The organism is Alkalibacterium pelagium (assembly GCF_900109325.1).
GTDB lineage: Bacteria > Bacillota > Bacilli > Lactobacillales > Carnobacteriaceae_A > Alkalibacterium > Alkalibacterium pelagium.
Genome location: NZ_FNZU01000003.1, coordinates 42864 through 62073 on the forward strand (window position 1 = coordinate 42864; position 19210 = coordinate 62073).

At 39.6% G+C, this 19210-nt stretch carries 15 protein-coding genes; 1 reads left to right on the plus strand and 14 read right to left on the minus strand.

Annotated features, from left to right (window positions below):
• Positions 1-21 precede the first annotated feature (21 nt).
• The 13 genes from BMX79_RS03335 to arfA all read right to left on the minus strand — a co-directional run bounded on the left by BMX79_RS03335 (position 22) and on the right by arfA (position 15904).
• The gene (locus BMX79_RS03335; RefSeq protein WP_091479103.1) at positions 22-714 is read right to left on the minus strand and encodes an L-ribulose-5-phosphate 4-epimerase; all 693 of its coding nucleotides are present in this window, start codon (positions 712-714) and stop codon (positions 22-24) included.
• A 94-nt stretch (positions 715-808) separates the two neighbouring features.
• On the minus strand, positions 809-1909 hold the full coding sequence (locus BMX79_RS03340; protein ID WP_174760387.1) for a GntR family transcriptional regulator: 1101 nt from the start codon (positions 1907-1909) through the stop codon (positions 809-811).
• A gap of 131 nt (positions 1910-2040) precedes the next feature.
• A complete protein-coding gene (locus BMX79_RS12655) occupies positions 2041-2277 on the minus strand; it encodes a DUF6171 family protein (protein ID WP_091479104.1) in 237 nt (78 codons plus the stop codon).
• A gap of 1 nt (position 2278) precedes the next feature.
• Positions 2279-3724 (minus strand): alpha-N-arabinofuranosidase, encoded by a 1446-nt coding sequence (locus tag BMX79_RS03350; protein ID WP_091479105.1) that lies wholly within the window; start codon positions 3722-3724, stop codon positions 2279-2281.
• A gap of 27 nt (positions 3725-3751) precedes the next feature.
• The gene (locus BMX79_RS03355) at positions 3752-5383 is read right to left on the minus strand and encodes a glycoside hydrolase family 43 protein (RefSeq protein WP_246117648.1); all 1632 of its coding nucleotides are present in this window, start codon (positions 5381-5383) and stop codon (positions 3752-3754) included.
• A gap of 17 nt (positions 5384-5400) precedes the next feature.
• Positions 5401-6369 carry a glycoside hydrolase family 43 protein gene (locus tag BMX79_RS03360; RefSeq protein WP_091479106.1) on the minus strand — a complete coding sequence of 323 codons (969 nt, stop codon included), beginning with the start codon at positions 6367-6369 and terminating at the stop codon, positions 5401-5403.
• Positions 6370-6813 carry a hypothetical protein gene (locus tag BMX79_RS03365; RefSeq protein ID WP_091479107.1) on the minus strand — a complete coding sequence of 148 codons (444 nt, stop codon included), beginning with the start codon at positions 6811-6813 and terminating at the stop codon, positions 6370-6372. It abuts the gene before it with no gap.
• 15 nt (positions 6814-6828) lie between these two features.
• The gene (locus BMX79_RS03370) at positions 6829-7680 is read right to left on the minus strand and encodes a carbohydrate ABC transporter permease (protein ID WP_091479109.1); all 852 of its coding nucleotides are present in this window, start codon (positions 7678-7680) and stop codon (positions 6829-6831) included.
• A gap of 14 nt (positions 7681-7694) precedes the next feature.
• Complete coding sequence (locus BMX79_RS03375) at positions 7695-8612, minus strand: carbohydrate ABC transporter permease (RefSeq protein ID WP_371862066.1); 918 nt, start codon at positions 8610-8612, stop codon at positions 7695-7697.
• Between the two features lie 81 nt (positions 8613-8693).
• A complete protein-coding gene (locus BMX79_RS03380) occupies positions 8694-9962 on the minus strand; it encodes an extracellular solute-binding protein (protein WP_091479111.1) in 1269 nt (422 codons plus the stop codon).
• Positions 9963-10469: 507 nt separating this feature from the next.
• Positions 10470-11879 carry a family 43 glycosylhydrolase gene (locus BMX79_RS03385; RefSeq protein ID WP_091479115.1) on the minus strand — a complete coding sequence of 470 codons (1410 nt, stop codon included), beginning with the start codon at positions 11877-11879 and terminating at the stop codon, positions 10470-10472.
• Positions 11880-12244: 365 nt separating this feature from the next.
• Complete coding sequence (locus tag BMX79_RS03390; RefSeq protein ID WP_091479116.1) at positions 12245-13912, minus strand: extracellular solute-binding protein; 1668 nt, start codon at positions 13910-13912, stop codon at positions 12245-12247.
• A 495-nt stretch (positions 13913-14407) separates the two neighbouring features.
• Positions 14408-15904, minus strand: coding sequence for an arabinosylfuranosidase ArfA (arfA, locus tag BMX79_RS03395; RefSeq protein ID WP_091479117.1), 1497 nt, complete (start codon positions 15902-15904; stop codon positions 14408-14410).
• 200 nt (positions 15905-16104) lie between these two features.
• Between arfA and BMX79_RS03400 the strand changes: the two genes are divergently transcribed.
• Positions 16105-17472, plus strand: a complete 1368-nt coding sequence (locus BMX79_RS03400) for an MATE family efflux transporter (protein WP_091479118.1) — start codon at positions 16105-16107, stop codon at positions 17470-17472.
• Between the two features lie 367 nt (positions 17473-17839).
• Here the strand turns inward: BMX79_RS03400 and xylA are convergent, their stop codons facing one another.
• Positions 17840-19168 carry a xylose isomerase gene (gene xylA, locus BMX79_RS03405; RefSeq protein WP_091479119.1) on the minus strand — a complete coding sequence of 443 codons (1329 nt, stop codon included), beginning with the start codon at positions 19166-19168 and terminating at the stop codon, positions 17840-17842.
• Between the last annotated feature and the right edge of the window lie 42 nt (positions 19169-19210).

Genomic DNA, 19210 nt, shown 5'->3' on the forward strand with positions numbered 1-19210 from the left:
CGTCCTTTATCCTACAATTATTTATTGTCCATAATAAGCATCTTTTCCATGCTTTCTTAAATAATGTTTGTCTAATAATTCCTGATCCATTCTAGAAGATCGATCATTTAGCATTAATCCGTGGTACGTCATCTCTGCAACTTTTTCCAATACTACTGAGTTATAAACAGCATTAGAAGGAGATGTTCCCCAAGTAAATGGTCCATGGTCATTTACCAGAACACCAGGGATATGATTTGGATCAATAGTGCGTTCATTAAATGTTTCAATAATTACTTTTCCAGTCTGTTTTTCGTATTCGTTACTGATTTCATCCGCTGTCATGGCACGAGTGACTGGAATATCTCCGTAAAAGTAGTCAGCGTGCGTCGTACCAGCTGCTGGAATATCCATACCAGCCTGAGCATAGCTCACTGCCCATGGTGAATGTGTATGAACAACACCCTTGATATCATTAAAAGCTTTATACAATTCGATGTGAGTTGCCGTATCACTTGATGGTTTTAAGTTTCCTTCAACAACATTTCCTTCGAAATCTACAACAACCATTTTTTCAGGTGATAGATCAGAGTACTCTACACCACTAGGTTTAATTACAATTAAATTACTCTCACGATCAATTCCACTCACATTTCCCCATGTAAATACAACGAGTCCATGTTCAGGAAGTGACATATTTGCTTCATATACTGCTTTTTTTATATCTTCCAGCAAAGCGTTCACTCCTATCATTAATACAATTCTAACCACTTAATAGGTACGTACCTGTATAGTCATAATCAGACATCAGAATAATCGTGGAACTGCTCTAATACTCATCTTCATAGGAAATATCTTTAGTCGATTCTCTCACAATTAGTCGAGGATCAAATATAAAGGAATCGATTCTTTCTCCTTTTTCAACCGCTTTCACAATACGCTGGGCTGCTCTTCTGCCCAATTCTTCTTTGGGGTGCTCAACTGAAGTCAACTTTACTGAGGGTAAAGTAGTACTGTAAAAACTGTCGTCATGACTCACAACAGAGATATCTCCCGGACAGGTTTTTCCAATTTCGTTCATTTCTTTAATAAGCATTACTGCAATCTCATCATTGTAGCAGACAAAAGCCGTTGGCAAGTGATCATTTTCCAGCATTATGCGGATTAAAGATGGAAGATCAGATTTCGCTTCAGTGTCATATCGCATAATAAATTCGTTAGAAAATGTCAGTTTCGCATCATACAATGCTTTTAAATATCCTTTTAGACGATTCTTTCCTTGCAGGTCATCGGATTTAGTGATAATCCCTATATTTGTATGACCTAATTCAATTAAATGCTCTGTAGCAATTTTTCCTGCTTTTTCATCGTTTAATGCGACAACTGGTAGATCGAGCTCTTCATAAGATGCGTTAAGCATAATTAATGGTGTTGGCTTTTCAGTTAAACTCAAGTAATAGTTTAAGTTAGGATTCATTAAGTTACTTTTCGTTGGTTCAACTATTAATCCATCGACATTTTGATCCATCATGCTTTCTAACGAGCGTCGTTCATTTTCTACGTTGTTTCGAGTACTGGACAACATTAGAGAATAATCATGTTTAGACAATTCTTCTTCAATTCCACGAATAATAGATGGAAAAATGTAATCGGAAAGATAGGTGGTAATTACACCGATCGTCTTCTTCCCATTACCATTTTCTTGATTCTTGTAGTAGTCACTGACAAATGTCCCGGATCCTTGCTGCTTGATCAAATAACCTTGATTGACTAATTCTGAAATGGCTTGTCGTATTGTATGTCTGCTGACATCATACTGAGCCCTCAATTCAGCTTCAGAGGGGATTTTTGCACCCAAAGTAAAGTCATTTTTCTCTATTTTCATTTGAATATCTTTTTTTATGATTAAATACTTCGGTTCGTTCAGCATAATCCCACTCCTAATTTGTACGTACATCTATTGTACAACATATCTGGCAAAAAAGAAATAAGTATGGTTATTTTTTAAACAAACTTATTCTATAAAAATCAGATGCAGCAATTAGGGCAGCATCCGAAATTTCACCACTTATTTACAGGACACTGTTTGTCAGATAAACTTGCCCTGAAGAGAGCATAACACCCGCACTTTGTACATGTCTGTCCCTTTAAAAAGGGACAGTTCATACATATTGACAGGCGTTTATCTCTGACATCATCTTCAGCAATATTTAGTTCCAGTTCTAACTGTTCTTCAATTAATTCTAATTCATTCTGACTGGCTAGTTCTGTAAGTCTTTCACAACTTTTGCAAGACATACTATGCCTTTAAAACTAGAGTTGCCACACTCATTGGTGGAATAGTAACAGACAGTATTCCGTCTTTAATAGAATGATTAGTGAAAGCTTCCTTAGTAACATGTTCTGAAGAATCGAATGAATTATGGGCATCCATTTGACTGCCTGAAACAATCCATCCCTCAACTGATGAGCTGGAGAAGTCTGAAACATCAAATGTTACTGTCTCTTCCTTTTCAATACCATAGTTGCATAATGAGACTGCTAAGGAATTATCTTTTTTCGATACTGTGAAGTCAACGTATTCATTTGCATCACCATATGTTTCAATCAGTTCAGCATCTTGATGATGCTTATACAGATCAAAAACATGATACGTCGGAGTTTTAATCATTTTACTGCCTTCAGTTAGTAGCATTGCCTGTAAGACGTTGACCATTTGAGCAATATTAGCCATTTTCACACGATCAGCATGTCTATGGAAAATATTCAGAGTCAAACTAGCGACCATTGCATCTCTAATGGTATTTTGCTGATATAAGAATCCTGGATTCGTTCCCTTTTCAACAGCAAGCCAAGATCCCCACTCATCTACTATTAACCCCACTCTTTTTTCCGGATCATATTTATCCATAATAGTGGAATGTTTAGTAATCAGTTCTTCCATTTTTTTAGCACTGTCTATTAAAGAAAACCATTCTTTTTCAGGAAAACCAGTAGCTGGTCGTTTATCTTCCCACTCTGATGCTAGTGCATAGTGATGAAGACTAATCCCATCCATGAAAGGGGCAGCTATCTTCATTACCTGTTCCATCCAATTGTAATCATCTATATTTGGACCACAGGCAATCTTATATACATGCTTGTCTGTATAATCCCTTACATAAGTCTGATAGCGTCTGTACAAATCTGCATAATATTCGGGACGCATATTTCCGCCGCATCCCCAGCTCTCGTTACCAACTCCAAAGAACTTGAGGTCCCAGGCTTTATCATCTCCATTTTCTTTACGAAGATTAGCCATAGGAGATTCTCCTTCAAAAGTCATGTATTCGACCCATTCCTGCATTTCCTGAACAGTTCCGCTACCGACATTCCCATTGACATAAGCATCTGCGCCTAAAAGATCAAGCAGATGGAAAAATTCGTGCGTTCCGAAGTGGTTATTTTCTACAACCCCACCCCAATGAGTGTTTACGATAGTTTTTCTGTTTTCTTTTGGACCAATACCATCTTTCCAGTGATATTCATCAGCAAAACAGCCGCCTGGCCATCTGACTACTGGTACATTGATTTCTTTGAGTGCTTCTACTACATCAAGTCTAATGCCCTTATCATTTGGAATATCTGAGTCTTCTCCAACCCATACTCCTTCATAAATACAGCGCCCTAAATGTTCAGCAAACTGCCCGTAAATATAACGGCTTATCTGTGGCCCTTTTTTGTCAGCAAGTACTTTAATCGTCATTATAATAATCTCCTCATACAATATAATTTAAGGTTTTATACCCCATATCATCTCATTGTTACTCCCATAAGCTGAAAATACGAGTCGGTCTTGATCATATTCATCAGGTTGCATAGCTGCTACCCCTTTGTACTCAATGTCTTCAATTGAAATAGTAAGATGTCCTTCGTCACTCAGAGTCCATTCACCGTTCATATCACCTGTTATCGTTCCATTTGATTCCAGATCGATGCTTAAAGTAGGAAGCATGTCGCTGTCATTAGTTGTTCCATGATTAATGAACTCATACTCTCCAACCATGTCCTCAAGGGAAACACTGGTCAATTCTACTGCAGTTCCTCTATGTTCATAAGGTAAAATAACTGGCCAATCTTCTTCATTGTTGATCATCTGATGAACACGAACTTCATGTTCTTCAGTTCCTCGATTGAATCGAGTATGGAATATGTTAAACCATGTTCCATTCTGATCTTGTACGACAGAGTTATGCCCAGCTGCACGATAACCTCTGCTTCTAAGACCCGTAAAGTTATAATTACCTAGCAATTTGATTCCATAACGCTCGTTTAAATCACCTGACTCGATTATCCCGGTGTTACCTTGAGCATCAACATACGGACCTTCGACATGTTCAGAGCGAAATAGCCTCATATTGTATCCACCATGTGCCTGCAGAGCGCCATATGTGATCCATAGATTGTAGTAGCCAGTTTCTTCATCATAGGCAATATACGGACCTTCACCCGACTGATGGTATCCTCCTGATAACTTAGTGCCAAAGTATCGATCAATAGTACGACCGTCTTCAGTTATTCCGTCTTCACCCGGATAAACTGGCTTACCCGTAGCATCTTCTAGCTCTAAAAGATGTATGCCGCCAGACCATGACCCATAAACTAGCCAGAAGTTTCCCTCTTCATCGTAAAATGGAGCAGGATCTATGGCATTAGGTGCATAATCTGTGTTGTATTCTCTTCCATTGTTTCTTACCCAGTCTTCATTGAAATCTGAAATCGTCCCATTTTCGATCAACTCTGGTAAATGTGTTCCTTCATAATGAATGTTTCGATCGCTACCATCCGTTGAATCTACTGAAGAAAATCCAGAATAAATAATTGTATCAACATAAGCATACGGACCTTCTATCTCTGGAGAGGCCATCAGTACAATGGCTGATCTTCTCCAAGTCGAGCTGGCAGAATAATACATTAAGTATGCTCCAGTTTCTCCATTTGACCATTCAAAGTGATCATTCCAGATAACATCAGGTGCCCAGAGGTTATAGCCTCCAGCTGAATCTGCATCATCATGTCCCGCCCATTCAAATGTTTCCTGTAGATTCTCATTGGTGTCTCCGAAAATAATATTATCTTCCATATTTTCGTATTCTCTCATATGAGGAACTTCCCACGTGAGAAAGTCTGTAGTTCTTGCCTGAGCGATATGCGTACCAAAAGCATAGAAAACCTCTTCGCCATCTTCTTTAATCACTGACCGAACAGCCGGATCATGGATAGATACTCTATCATGACTTCTTGTCTCCCATTCTCTCGTACTTGGTGGACGAACTCCATCAGAAAAAACCATGTAACCACTCACTCCTATAACTAATAATACTGCTGCAGTGACTCCAATTATTATTTTGACTTTTTTTGACATTCATCTTCTCCTCTAAATTATAAGTTTAACGTCGATGAACCAGGGGCACCAAACTGCGGAAACCCTTCAGAATCAAATTTAAAAAGTTGAGCATTAGCATGACGATTAGGATTATCAAGAGGATCGCCCTCTTTGTTTCTCTCTGGTCTCGCATGGTAAATCAGCACATCATACTGATCATCTTCACTTCTGGTAAAAGAATTGTGTCCAGGTCCATAAAGGCTGTTTTCCTCTGAAGAAGTAAATACTGGTTTCTCAGACTTATGCCATGAATAGCCATCTAGTAAATCTGCATCTTCATCAGCCCACAGGAGCCCCATAGCATAATTTTCATCAGTAGCACTGGCAGAATAGGTAATGAAGATTTTTCCGTTCCGCTTCAGAACTGCCGGTCCTTCATTAACTAAAAATCCTACTTTTTCCCAATCATACTCCGGGATTGTCAGTAATGTAGCATGCCCTCTCAATGTCCATGGATTCTCCATCTCGGAAATGTATAGATTAGAATTTCCTGGAATAGCCGGATCTTTTTGGGCCCAAACATAATACAGCACATCTCGATGCTCAAAGGTAGTTGCATCGAGACAGAAGCTGTTGATATGTGTCTTGACTTCCCCTTTTTCTGACCAGTTGTCAGACATTGGATTCTCGTCCTCACACTCGATGGCATACATACGATGCTGAAAGATGTTGTTTTTGGGCTGACCTGACGAAGCAGCAGCAAAATAGATGTACCATTTATCTTTAATATAATGAATTTCGGGAGCCCAAATCAGATGACTCATTTCACCTGTATCATGTGCTGTCCAAACAGTAACTCTTTCACTATTCTCCAAATCATTAAGAGTTTTTGCCCTTCTTAACTCGATAGACTGATAGCCTGGCACAGAACCTGTAAAATAGTAGTATCCATCTGTGTGTTTATATACCCAAGGATCAGCTCTTTCAAGAACAATAGGATTGGTATAGCTTTCAACATTTTTCATTTAATGCAAACCTCCATTAACTAACTGGTACTGTTCTATTTTATTCTGACTCAATTGTATTGCTTTATTCTTAGAAGAGTACGTCACAAAAGTAACCAAATACAATAATGATCCTATAACATCAAAAGAAAGGAATGAGAATATAATCATTACAAACAGCCACCCCTGCCACTTGCGTTGTATCTCGTTATCTCTAAGACGTTTTTTAAAATATATGTTCCCTACGCCTATTAGAATAATAAAAATAGAATAAGAAGTTAAAACAGTGTACAGAATGTCTACAAAACTTGAACTGCCACCGACTAACTCTGGATACATCTGATTGATTGCTACATCACCATTTGTCTTAAACCACATCCCGAAAACAAAAATGGTCAGTAAACCATTAATAAAATGCCAGATCGAAGTAGTCACCAATAGTTTTCTCTCTGTTTTTCTTTCCACTGTTCTTCCTCCTGTTTAACCTTTTAATCCAGTATTTAAATTTAATGACTCTATAAAATACTTCTGTGCAAATAAGAATAATAGTGATGTTGGAATCATTGCCAGAAATGCTGAGGCCATCAGCTGACCCATCATCATATAGTTTCCGTAAATATCCTGAAGAAGTAACATTCCCGCTGTAATTGTCAGTTGCCGCACATCGTTCAATACAATGGTCGGCCACAAGAAATCATTCCATGATCCTGTAAACGAAAAGATTGATGTAACAATCAATACTGGTTTTATCAATGGCACGATTATCTTAAGGTAGATCGTAAAATCACTTGCTCCATCCATACGAGCAGACTCATCATAAGATTTCGGCAATCCTGTCATGAACTGACGCACTAGGAAGACATTCCCTACAGCTGCAATTCCGGGAACGATGACTGCCAGCGGAGTATTAACCCATCCTAAGCGATGAACAATCATATAATTGGGAATGATATTAACTACAGCTGGAAACATTGAAATTGCCAGAACTGTAAAAAACATCGTATCTCGATATTTAAAGTCTAATCGTGCATATCCAAATGCTGCTAACGATACGACTATGACCATGAGTATTGTATGAGTAGTGGAAATCAGTACAGAGTTTAAAAACCACCTAACAATTGGTGCACTTGACGAATTAGAAAGGACCCTAGCATAGTTATCCATTACCCAGGATGCGGGCAATAGTCTGAATCCTGTTTGCATAACATCAGATTGTGTTTTGAAAGATGTGGTAAAAGCATATACTGCAGGTAACAGCCATATTAAAGCTGTGATGCTTAATAATATATAAGAAGCCCACTTTGTAATAACAAAGGACTTTGTTCTATCCATTTCAATACCCCTTTCTATTTTGCATTGTGATACATTATCCTAAACTGGAATGCGGCAATTACAATTATGACTAACCCAAGTAGTATCGACATTGCTGCCGCCATACCAGCAACAGATTGGCCTTGTCCAAAAGCTAATGTACGAATATACATCATGAGTACATGTGTCGTCTGTTCTGGTCCTCCTTGAGTAACCATTAAGGGCTGAGCATACACGTTAAATGCACCAGCAGTGGACATAACAATTGTATAAAGTAATGGGAATTTTATCATAGGAATAGTAATTTTAAAGAATTTCACCGTTCCAGAAGCCCCATCTATATCTGCAGCTTCATAAAGATCTCTGGATATACCACTCATGGCTGATCGGTAAATTACCAAATTTCCTCCTATGGACCCCCAGAGCGTCATTAAGAAAATAACCATCCATGCATACGGTTGATTCACTACCCATGTTACTTCAGAACCAAGCAAGTTGTTGACTGGACCTAATCTTGGATTGAAAATTAAAAGCCAGACAATTGCTGCTGCTGAAACAGAAATCAATCCAGGAATATAAAATATAGCCTGGAACAAACCTTTACCTTTTATTCCTCTGTGCTGCAACATAATTGCCAAGGCCAGAGGAATGATAACTTGAAGAGGAACTGTACCGGCAACGAACACTAATGTATTGATTAAACCTCTTCTAAATTGCCTATAAAATGAAGATGTAGGATCTCCTAAAATTGTTTGATAATTTTGCAGTCCAACCCATGTAGGTGAACTAATTAAGTTCCATCTTGTGAAAGATGCGTAAAACCCGTAAATCATAGGAAACAATATAAAAACAATAAAGAAAATAAAATGTGGGCCTATAAAAATCCATTGTGATAGATTAAATTTCTTTTTCTTTTCTAAAGCAAGCCCTTCTTGACTCATTGATTTATCCATACTTTGCCCCTTTCATATTTATAAAAGAAGAGCGGCATTCTCATTTATTTCCAGAATGTCGCTCTTACTGATGGTCATTGGCTATTCTTCTAGATCAAGCTCATCTAAATCAACATCAATATCTGCACCATGACCTTGAGCTACTAAATCTTCAACTTCTTGCTGTGCAGCTGCTAAACCGTCTTCAATGGAGATATTTCCGTAAACCATATCCATAATAACTAAGTTTATGGCTGCTTCCACATAGCCATAATACTCATAATCGAAAATTAATAAAGAGTCTATCTGTTCTTGAGACTTAGTAAAGAATGACTGTTGATAATTTTCAAAATCAGGTGATTCGTATACTTCTCTACTTGCTGGTATTTGTCCTGCTTCAGCCCAAGTAACGGAATTTTCATAAACCCAATCTAAAAATTCTGCAACTCCTTCTTCTTTTTCCTCTGTTCGATCTTCATTTGTCAACATTCCAAACAAGTGTGAAGAGCCTCTATTATGCCAAGTATCGCTGTCAAATGAATATATATTAGTTACGCCGTAGTTTAAGTCTTCTACCATATCGAATGCTAATGAGGACCATGTACCATCAGAAGAGAACAATACTGTCTGACCTTGGAACATTGCATAGCCATCTTCTCCTTGAGGTGTCATCAGCCCTGCTTCTTCTACTTCTACGAGAGCTTGTACTGCTTCTCTCATCTCTGGAGTATCGATCGTTGGATTTCCTTCGTCATCGCTTATATCTCCACCTAAGTTAACAGCTTGAGCTAGTAAAACCCAAGACATTAATGAAGTGTTTATCGCATAATGGCCTTCATCCAGTTCACCTTCTAAAGACATAATTTCATCAAATGTTAGTACATCGTCATCCAGGAAGTGTTCTACTCCATATTCGGCTAATAGATCTTCATTATAGTATAGAACGTTGGAGTGCACATCTAACGGAATAGTGTATTGAGACCCATCAACTTCTCCCGCTGTCCAAGCTTGTTCGATATAATTATCTTCTACTAAATTTGGATGATTTCCCATTAAATCATCAAAGGGCTTCAACATATTAAACCTGACGAATCCTTCCACCCTGTCAGCGTGGATAATAGCCAAATCCGGTGTTCCTTCACCTGTATTCATTACTGTATATATCTGAGTATATAAATCTGGAGTAACTACATGTGAAACTGGAAATTCAGGATCTGTGTCATTATATTCTTCAATCATCTGATCCATTATCTGTCCATCTTCACCAGTTAGAGGCGTCCACATAACTATTTCATTTGAGTTCCCACAACCAGCTAGTAAACTCATCGACAATGTTGCTGCACCAAATAATAATTTCTTCTTAATATTCATTCTCTTCCTCCTAGTATAAATAGTGTTTAAAATCTAATACCAAAATAATTAAAACGTACGTACATAAGATTGCTAAGAATTGCTTGTTTACCAAAAAACCAGCTATTAAACGCTGTGTTCGTCGTTATAAGTAGCAAACGACTTAATATAAAACGCTTTCCAGTAAAGATAAAAAAATAATAGTTGAATTAGTACGTACCTCTTGTTGTTTTAACTATAACATTATACATATGTACGTGCAAGCGTTTTTTTCTTTGTTAGAGATAAATCTACAATTCTTCTGTATTTATAGTAAAGAAACAAGACTAGTACAAAAGAAATTCTTAAGAAAATCAAAAGCTCGCTTCCCAATTTTCAGGTGATTAACCTGTAAAAATGGGAAACGAGCTTTTCGCTATAAACTTTTGTCTCTCCCTTATAGTCCCTAAGACTTCTATTGAGATTCCTTTCACTCTTACTATACCTTTGTAAATGAAAATAGTAGATTTTAGTAGGTGTTAGTAAGTTCTAAGTTAATTCAAATTGTAGCAGACTTGCTCTTCCATTCCCGGCGTAAGTAATATACAGAGGGTGAACACCATCAGGGAAATTGATCTGAGTTGTATAATCAGTCCATACATTAGTAAAATTGACCGGGATCGTTCCCAGCACCTCACCATTCCAGCTGTTTCTTATCTCAAAATTTCCTTTACAGTACCCTCGAACCTTTATGGAAAACTGTGTTGTCCCATTAAAATCAAAGTACTTATATCCGGCAGTTGCGGAGCGAGTCATATTTTGTATATATCCAGGTTCTTCATCTCCGTCTTTTCCATCTTGAGTGATCTTAGGAAACTGGCTGTCCATCCACAAGTCTCCAGTGTAAACAGCTTCATCTTCATGGAATAAGTTGCATGCGATATGTGCTGGATAGACTCCTTTTCCTTCGAGCGGTGCTCCGTTAGGTCCACATGAAGTCATTTCAACTTGAGCAATCATTCCCTGTTCATCTACACTGATTTTTTCAAGACAGCCCTGCCTGCTGAAGTTTGATCCATTCGTATGTCTATGGTAGAAAATATACCAGTCATTTTTGATCTGAACGATGCTCCCGTGGTTGTTTCCTCCGTAATACATCGGCTGATCAGCGGGTTTATAGGAATCAATGTGCATATCGTTGTTGCTGATGATAACCCCTTTGTATTCAAAATCTCTATCGGGATATTTACTGGTGGCATAACATAATTCATGCATGACTATAGAAGAATAGATCAGATAGTAAGTGTCGCCAATTTTACGGATCGACGGCGCTTCAAAGAATTCATGCCCTTCAAAACCCGTGCCTTTTCCGTTGGGTTCATTCGGCAGAACAAATTCAGTTTCCTGAACGATTGTCAGCATGTCATTGTCAAGGACAGTAGCCATTGCTCCATGGCGGGATGTGTCCCCTTTGGCACAGAAACCTGTGTAAAGATACACCTTATCCTCTTCAAACCGGACGCCGGGGTCGAACTGAGGATCATCCCCTGGTCTCTCGCCTAAAAGATTGCTTTCTTTATCTTTAACGTATCCGTAAAACTCATATTTACCGGCAGGCGTATCACTGACAGCTACTGACACAACCGGCACTTTATCTAGCACATAGTATAAATAATACCTTCCATCCGCTCCTTTAGTAACATCCGGGGCATAGAGGGCCATAGCGCCTTCTGAATTCAGTGGATCATCTGTTTTTTTGTAAATAACACCCTCATAAAGCCAGTCGGCAAGATCATCTACTGGAGCAGACCAGCAGACGTAGTCGTTCAGGCAGTAGGCATGGCTGTTGAATCGGTCATGTGAGCCGTAAATATATACTCTGTCTTCAAATACGTAAGGTTCTGCGTCAGGTATGTACTCCCACGAAGGCAGATAGGGATTGAATCCTTGCTTTGTCATTTCATCATCTCCATTGTTTAATTTGTACAGAGAAAAACTGAAACCTGTATCATTTTAGCTGGTAACGATAAAGATTTCAGTATTTAAATGGGATCACAAATTATAAAATGCGAGTTATATATATATAAATCAGATACTGTGCAACACCTTTTGAGAAAAGACCCCAATTAGCACTTGCTATACAATAACATAATAGCTTTTAATTAATCAGAATGCCTCTCGGTTAGGTTAGAGTTAATTTAAACTATACAATTATTAAATCTATTTCTGATCAGATATATAAACATAACGTTTTCAAAAGAGGATCAGCAGACCTTATGCTAAGATATCCGCTGATCCAACATTACTTTAAAAGTAATTCTATCTTATTCAGCGTCTTCTAGTGACTGCTGGAAGTCTCTGTAAGATTCGTTTACAAGTTCCATGAACTCATCAACGTTCTGGTTTTCCAGATCAGTCATGAATTCACCCCAGCGATCAAGAGAGTACTGACCAGTGATGAATCGTAGAGTGTACTGTTCTACAGTATCCTGAAGAGGTGTTGAAAGAAGAGATGCTCTTTCCTGATCAGCCTGGCTCATTGGGTATGGAGGATCTGGAACGATGACGTCAAGTTCTTCGTTCATTCTTGACTGCCATTCGAACTCGTCCTCATCCATGATGGACTGTCTGATGTGAGCAGGACCGGCAAAGGCAAAGGCCACGTTACCAAATCCGTAATCTTCTTGTAGATCTTCATCAGCGCCACGGTTCATACGCTCGTATCTGATGTTTTCAAGTGGGCGGTATCCGCCGGCAACTTCATCAGTTTTTTCATAAGTGACACCTTCTACGCCCCAGTGAGCGAATTCTGATCCTTCGTCACTGTAGTGCAGCCAGTCAAGGAACTGAAGTTTAGCAAGGAAATCATCATCATCAGCAATGTTAGCATTCAGCATGATACCACTGGATGTGTTGCTTCCGCGAATAACCTGTCCGTTCGGTCCTTCAAGGATACGCATTCTTGAGAATTCATATTCGCCTTCTCCGTGTGCTTCTTCAAGACTTTCGTTAACGTCTGTCAAAGTACCCACGTTACCAGATGTAACAAATGATTCTAGGTTAACTAATTTGTTTCTAGCCATTTCATCGTCTTGTGTTGTTGCTTCAATGTCTAACAGGCCATCTTCAGTCAGGCCAGCGAAGTACTCAACCATATCTCTGTAGCCTTGTTCCATAGGTGCATAGACGAATTCGTCTGTATCTTCATCATACATCGCACCGTTCATGAAGCCCCAGCCACCGATTGTATCAAATGAAGCACCACCGAAGTTCATCAGTGCATTACCTTGCCACCAAAGTGTCATAGCTTTGTCAGTTCCTGTTTCATCTCTTAGAGTTTCAAGAGCTGTTCTGAGTTCATCCCATGATTGAGGTTCTTCAATACCATGTTCGTTGAAGACTGTTTCATTGAATTTAAGACTGAAGTCAACTTGTACATTCTCGTTAAGACCAGGAAGCACATAGTATTTACCGTCAGAGTGACGCAGGTTTTCGATCTGTTCAGCTACGCCGTCCCAGTTTTCCAGTCTGTCGGAGAAGTGAGGCATTAAATGTACATAATCTGAAATTGGCAGAATTGCGCCAGAAGGAACGTAAGGGGTTTCATGTCCAGCCCAGATATCTGTAGAGTAGTCAGGCATATCTCCAGCCGATACAGTTACAGACAATCTTTCTTCCCAGTCAGATAACGGTACACTTGTAGGGTTCATTGTTACGTTGTGCTCGTTTTCCAGATGTTCAAAGAACAGCCAGTCTCTTTCAAGTGGGTATGCAGGTAAGTCTCTGTATAGTAAGCTGATGTCAAGTGGCTCAGTTGCTACAAAAGTATCGCCCACTTCAAAGTTTTCCATTGCTCCTACTGAACCAACTTCGTCTTCAGTAATTTCTTCTTCAGGTGATCCAGCTTCTCCTCCGTTGCCACAAGCAGCAAGCAGCAGTCCGCCGGATAAAGTTAGGTATAACGCTAGATTTCTTTTGTTAAGCAATTTCATTGATTTTTCCCTCCAGATTTTAAGCTTAGATGTACGTATGACCAAGATTTATATTCTTCAAAATTCCAGCTCAGACATCCATAGCTGTTATTGTTTCCGGTTTCATTCTAGTGAAAACAGATTTAAAATGTTTCCAGTTAGTTTAAAACTTAAACATACTATATCAAATAAAAAATAGAAGGTCAATGATTTTTTATATATTTATCATTGTATCCGTTTGATTTATTTATATAAAACTAATATACTTGTATACTACTTGTTGCTTAACATTGCTCATCGTATTCCTGCTGATACATTATTAGATAAGTCATATCTGAAATATACACTGAACAACATGTTCGTACCTTTTTTCATGACCCTTCTGAGAGACGCTTATGAGAACTTAAGCATTACTATGAAAATCATTTACTAAATTTTGTTCCAAATTTTTAACTTGGTGATAATCAAAAAGAAGTGCACTCATTCTAAATGAGAGCACTTCTTTTTTCTATTTAATCAGCAAGATAAACGTATCATGTTCCAGGACAAAGGTTTAAATGTTGCGGACACTTTGCTGTCATTGAGTTCAACAGAGTCATTGGATTTTATTTCCATTGCATCATGGTTTTCCTTTGTTGTCAGTTTTGGATCATAACCTGCGAGCTCAGTCGCTTCTTTAACTGACAGTCCGTCAAACCCTTCAAGCACTGACTCGACCTGCAGCTCTGAGTCTTCTGATCTGTTAACCGCAAAGATGACTACTTCATTCTCCTCTTCGTTATGAATCACAGTAGATTCAATGTAAGAGACATCCTTGTACTCAGCTGAATCATAGGTAGGTGCTTCGGTCAGAGTAGTCAGAACTGTTCCTCTTCCGAAATTGGATGCCTGCATGAATGGATAGAATGTAGGCTGTTTCCAGACTTTACCGTCCTTAATAGTCATGATCGGCGCAATCACATTGACCAGCTGAGCAAGGCAGGCAATTTTGACTCGGTCAGCGTTGTTCAGTAGTGTGATCAGTCCGCATCCTACAAGCAGAGCATCTTCAAAGTTGTAGATGTCCTCAAGAAGCGGTGGTGCAATATCCCAAGGATCTCTCTTAGCATCAGCATCTTTGGAATGATACCAGACATTCCACTCATCAAAAGATAAGTTGATCTGTTTATCGGATCCCTTTTTAGCTTTGACGGCATCACAAATTGCTACAACATCTTTAATAAAGCGATCCATTTCCATTGACTTCGCCAAATAGTTAGGCAGATCATTTTCAAAGTTTTCCCAGTATAAGTGAAGTGAAAGAAAATCCACATTCTCATAAGCATGATCCAGGACAGTGTACTCCCATTCACCGAATGTCGGCATTTTGCTTGAAGAACTTCCGCAGACCACAAGCTCTATTGAGTCATCAACGAGTTTCATGACTTTTGCTGTTTCTTCAGCCAGACGACCGTATTCATCAGCCGTTTTTGCCCCGATCTGCCACGGCCCATCCATTTCATTTCCCAGACACCACGTCTTGATGTTGAACGGTTCTTCGTCCCCATTCTCTTTTCTCAAATCGCTCCAGTACGTGCCTCCAGAATGGTTACAATATTCTAATAAATTTCTGGCTGCATCGATCCCTCTTGTCCCCAAGTTAACTGCCATATTGACTTCAGTATTGGCCTGACGTGACCATTCCATAAATTCATGCAAGCCGACTTCATTCGTTTCGATCGAACGCCATGCCAGTTCCAGACGTTTCGGGCGATCTTCAACAGGTCCAATACTGTCTTCCCATTTGAATCCGGATACAAAGTTTCCGCCAGGATAGCGGACAAGTGGAACATTCAGTTCATTGATTGCATCGATGACATCCTGTCTGAATCCTTTTTCATTTGCTGTGGGATGTCCTGGTTCATAGATCCCTTCGTATACTGCACGGCCTAAATGTTCGATAAATGACCCGTAAATACGTGGGTCTATTTTAGAAACTGCTTGAGTTCTGCTTGCACTGACTTTAGCTTTCATTCTCATCCTCCTAGTAAATATGTACGTACCAATATAAGTAATATATCACGCTGATTGCTCACCTGCAAGCGCATACTGAAAATCTTTATATACTACCTTCATTTTTTCTTCATAATATCTGCTGTTTCACTTGCTATATAATCGGTAAGTGGTAAAATTCGCTATGTACTTATTTTTTATAAGCATAAAGGATGATGATAATGATCAAAGGAATTACATTGGAGAATCCTTCCTCTGCCAGGCGCTATATGTTTATGATCACCTGGCCGATTTTCATAGAAGTCTTTCTTCAGATGCTCATGAAGCTCACTGACGTTTTCATGCTCAGTTTTGTTTCTGACCAGGCTGTAGCTGCAATTGGTGTAGTCAATCAGCTGATGACTTTTATGTTCGTACTGTTTAATTTTACAGCTATGGGGGCCGGTGTTGTTGTTTCCCAATATGTTGGAGCAGACGATAAGGATGGTGTCCGCAATACAATAGCGAGCGCAGTCACCATAAACCTTCTGTTCGGATTGGCAGTCAGTCTTTTTGTAGGATTCAATCGCCAGTATCTTCTCAATTTATTTTCTCTCGAACCGGAACTGTTTAGTTATGCAAACAGCTACGCTCTGATCGTCGGATTCGCACTATTTGCTCAGGCCATGATTTTGACTATTTCTTCCATCTTGCAGGCAATGGGCTTCACTAAAGATGTCATGCTCTCAGTGCTGGTCATGAATGTACTGAACATCTTCGGAAACTATGTCCTGATTTTCGGTGCATTAGGCTTCCCTCGACTGGGTGTGACCGGCGTCGCTCTGTCTACTGCAGGTGTCCGCCTGCTGATCATGGCAGGAATGTTTGTACTGTTATTTAGACGTATGCCTGTCAGAATCCCTGTCAAATCATTTTTTACACTGAAGAAAACTTTTGCCATGAAAATTCTAAATATTGGTGTGCCTTCTGCTGGTGAACAACTGTCCTACAATGTCAGCCAGATTGTGTTGACAATCATGATCACAACACTTGGAGCAACAGCCCTTGCCACTCGTGTCTATACTCAAAACTTCATGTCCGTTCTAGTCATTTTTTCTGTCTCAATCGCCAAAGGCATGCAGATTTTCATCGGACAACTGGTTGGTGCAGACAAACAGAAAGAAGCTTTCAAATATATGTATACTGGCCTTAAATTCGCCAGCATCGTAACGATAGCCATCGGTGGTCTCTTCACCTTCTTCGGCAGACAAATTTTCAGTATCTTTTCTGACGATCCTGGACTGATTGCACTCGGTGCTTCTATCCTTGTAATTGAACTGCTTCTACAACCGGCGCGTACCGGCAACATGGTCATCATCAGCGCACTGAGAGCGGCAGGAGATGCTAAATTTCCAGTCATTATCGGCATTACTGTCATGTGGGGTCTCCTCGTTCCTTTAGCTTACGTACTGGGGATTGTATTAGGTTATGGCCTCCCTGGAATCTGGTTTGCGATGGTCGTGGATGAATGGATCAGAGCCAGCCTGATGTACGTCCGCTGGAAAAAGAAACGATGGATGAACAAACGGCTGGTGCCTAAGCGGTCCTGACTTCAGTAAGTTTAATGATTCCCTTATAAACCTCTCTACTTGCAGTCATATAACGGTTTAGCTGAATGAAACCTTAGTATTGTGCTGGATTTACTGTAAAGTATGGAGCCCGACTGATGCGTCTTCAGTACGCAATGTCAGTCGGGCTCTTTTCTTTACTCTTTTTTTAATGAAAATTATCGATATGACCTGATCTATTCCACTTTTTTAATAACTCGGATAATGTTTTCCAATAGATTAAATCGCACAATCCTTTTCAACCCTGCTCCAGTTTCTTCCATAATATACACTGAAAATGAACGCACAAAAAGCACGCATCAGATTCTCCTAGGAGAGTCCGATACGCGCTTAGTATTAGGGGGTAGAATTATCCTTCAGCGATAGTTGTAACCAGGTACTGGTTAAGAATACCTTTGATTACCTCAAGGTTTCCAGATTCAGTTTCAAACTTATCTAGACCAAGAGCATAGTCCTGAAGTTTCTTGAAGTCTGTGTTTCCGTCAACGATGTCTTTACCGATGCCTTCAGTAAATGACTTGTAGCGGTTTTCAAGAATGGAATCAAGAGCTTTATCGTCGATAAGTTTCTGAGCAACTTTAGCACCAAGTGCAAAGCTGTCCATTCCAACGATGTGTGCTTTGAACAGGTCTTCAGGTTTGAATGATGTACGACGAACTTTAGCATCAAAGTTCAGTCCACCACGACCTAGACCGCCGTTTTTAAGGATTTCATACATCGCTAGTGTTGTTGCATACAGGTCAGATGGGAATTCATCTGTATCCCAGCCTAATAGCGGGTGACCTTGGTTAGCATCAACTGATCCCAGCATACCGTTGATACGTGCATAGTGAAGCTCGTGCTCGAAGCTGTGTCCAGCAAGAGTAGCGTGGTTAGCTTCAATGTTGAACTTGAACACGTCATCCAGGTTATACTTCTGCAGGAAGGCATATCCAGTTGCAACGTCGAAATCATACTGATGAGACGTTGGTTCTTTTGGTTTTGGTTCGATCAGGAATTGAGCATCGAAGCCGATTTCTTTCGCATAGTCATTAGCCATGTGGAAGAAACGAGCCAGGTTGTCCAGTTCAAGACCCATGTTAGTGTTAAGTAGGCTTTCGTACCCTTCACGGCCGCCCCAGAATACATAGTTTTCCGCACCTAGACGTTTACCGATTTCAAGAGCTTTTTTAACTTTAGCAGCAGCATAAGCATAGACATCAGCACTATTTGAAGTAGCTGCACCATGAACGAACATTGGGTTGGAGAAGTTGTTTGTTGTGTTCCAAAGCAATTTCGTTTTGCTGTCCTTCATGTAATCTTCAAGCATGTCAGCAATGACATCCTGATTTTCAAGTGTTTCTTTCAGAGAGCTTCCTTCAGGTGCTACGTCCACATCGTGGAAAGCAAAGTAAGGTGCACCGATTTTATCGAAGAATTCAAAAGCTGCTTCAACGCGAGCTTTAGCTCTATCCATTGGATCTGAGAAATGATCCCATGGACGCTGAGCTGTTCCAGTTCCGAATGGATCACCTAATTCTTCAGTGAATGTGTGCCAGTAAGCAATACCGAAACGCAGTGCTTCCTCCATAGATTGCCCGTTAAGCTGCTCTTCCGGGTTATAGAATTTGAACGCTAATGGATCTTTTGATTTAGCGCCTTCATACTTGATTTTGCTGATGTTGTCAAAATAAGCCATGTATACTATTTCTCCTCTCGGTTGTTTGTTTTGTGTTAGTTG

What these genes read in the sequence shown, in the direction of transcription:
- xylA (WP_091479119.1), bottom strand. Translation starts at nt 19,168, where the DNA reads ATGGCTTATTTTGACAACATCAGCAAAATCAAGTATGAAGGCGCTAAA.
- BMX79_RS03385 (WP_091479115.1), bottom strand. Translation starts at nt 11,879, where the DNA reads ATGACAAAGCAAGGATTCAATCCCTATCTGCCTTCGTGGGAGTACATA.
- BMX79_RS03350 (WP_091479105.1), bottom strand. Translation starts at nt 3,724, where the DNA reads ATGACGATTAAAGTACTTGCTGACAAAAAAGGGCCACAGATAAGCCGT.
- BMX79_RS03370 (WP_091479109.1), bottom strand. Translation starts at nt 7,680, where the DNA reads ATGGATAGAACAAAGTCCTTTGTTATTACAAAGTGGGCTTCTTATATA.
- BMX79_RS03375 (WP_371862066.1), bottom strand. Translation starts at nt 8,612, where the DNA reads ATGGATAAATCAATGAGTCAAGAAGGGCTTGCTTTAGAAAAGAAAAAG.
- BMX79_RS03390 (WP_091479116.1), bottom strand. Translation starts at nt 13,912, where the DNA reads ATGAAATTGCTTAACAAAAGAAATCTAGCGTTATACCTAACTTTATCC.
- BMX79_RS03360 (WP_091479106.1), bottom strand. Translation starts at nt 6,369, where the DNA reads ATGAAAAATGTTGAAAGCTATACCAATCCTATTGTTCTTGAAAGAGCT.
- BMX79_RS03355 (WP_246117648.1), bottom strand. Translation starts at nt 5,383, where the DNA reads ATGTCAAAAAAAGTCAAAATAATAATTGGAGTCACTGCAGCAGTATTA.
- BMX79_RS03380 (WP_091479111.1), bottom strand. Translation starts at nt 9,962, where the DNA reads ATGAATATTAAGAAGAAATTATTATTTGGTGCAGCAACATTGTCGATG.
- BMX79_RS12655 (WP_091479104.1), bottom strand. Translation starts at nt 2,277, where the DNA reads ATGTCTTGCAAAAGTTGTGAAAGACTTACAGAACTAGCCAGTCAGAAT.
- arfA (WP_091479117.1), bottom strand. Translation starts at nt 15,904, where the DNA reads ATGAAAGCTAAAGTCAGTGCAAGCAGAACTCAAGCAGTTTCTAAAATA.
- BMX79_RS03400 (WP_091479118.1), top strand. Translation starts at nt 16,105, where the DNA reads ATGATCAAAGGAATTACATTGGAGAATCCTTCCTCTGCCAGGCGCTAT.
- BMX79_RS03340 (WP_174760387.1), bottom strand. Translation starts at nt 1,909, where the DNA reads ATGCTGAACGAACCGAAGTATTTAATCATAAAAAAAGATATTCAAATG.